Raw genomic sequence first — 1,065 nt, 5'->3', positions numbered from 1 at the left:
AGGTATTTGTATATATTATTATTAAAATAGATGTTAATGTTGACTGCAAAAATAATAACATTTGTAATCAGCAAGGGCGTTACTTCTTATCTATTAAGCAATGAGAAAAAGGTTTTAGCCTTTGATAGTGACAAGAGAATGAAACTAACTTTTTAACCGGTGAGTATGATATATGTAACACCTTCGAGAAAAATATTTTAGAGACCGTCCTAAATGAAGATTATCAAAAGTTTATTAAATAATCATTTTCATCCTTTTACATAAAATAATGTTTGCATATAGTTTAAAATTAAATATATAAACGACATATACAATAACATATATCTTATAATTATTGTTATGTTTAATTAATAGACTTCCAAACAACATCTATAGAAAATCAATTACTCATAGCAGAGTTTCTTGTTTTCACCTATAAATATATATTAAAATTAATATTTATAGTAAATTAATAGTGATGTCATCATATACGTTAACATATATGATGACATATGTTAACGTATTAAATATAATAACTTAGTTAATGTTAATCATAAAATTGTCATTAGTGTTTATTTATATGTATAACTAGATAATAAATTTATAGTTAAAGTATTTGTATATATTATTATTGAAATAGATATTAATGTTAACAGTAAAAATAATAACATTTAGGATTAGTAAGGGCAGCTGTTCTAAGTCTACCAGTAGTGGGATTACTTCTTATCTATTAAGAAAAGCGGAAATAGTTTTAGCCATTGATATGGATGGACAAGGGAATTTAACCAACTTCTTAACCGGTGAGTATGACATATGTAACGCCTTCGAGGAAAAAACATTTTAGAGGCCATTCCGAATGGAGATGCTTGTTTTTGTATCATCAAAATCAAAGAGAACCTGGACATGATCCCTTTCAATGATTTCCTGTCCACTTTACCAAAAAGAATGTTTGAACAGGGCCTAAAGTTAGATGAGCTGCAGAAAGCACTTGTACCTGTTATGGAAGATTACGAATGGAGTATCTTCGATACACCACCGTCTCTATCAGAACAAACCGTAATGCCCTTAAGTACATACTCAAAAGCT

The 1,065-nt window shown here is 28.1% G+C and carries 2 protein-coding genes; both read left to right on the top strand.

Annotated elements, in window-relative coordinates:
- Window positions 1-625 precede the first annotated feature (625 nt).
- Window positions 626-823 (top strand): AAA family ATPase, encoded by a 198-nt coding sequence (locus SAZ04_RS23615; protein ID WP_431309043.1) that lies wholly within the window; start codon window positions 626-628, stop codon window positions 821-823.
- Window positions 817-1,065, top strand: a 249-nt coding sequence (locus SAZ04_RS21505; RefSeq protein ID WP_332699522.1) for an AAA family ATPase, incomplete at its 3' end; no start/stop codon positions are given. The genes SAZ04_RS23615 and SAZ04_RS21505, both read left to right, overlap by 7 nt.

Source organism: Halalkalibacter lacteus (assembly GCF_036663595.1).
In the GTDB taxonomy this organism is placed as follows: Bacteria; Bacillota; Bacilli; order Bacillales; family Bacillaceae_D; genus Halalkalibacter; species Halalkalibacter lacteus.
This window is presented reverse-complemented; position numbering and strand designations above follow the sequence as displayed.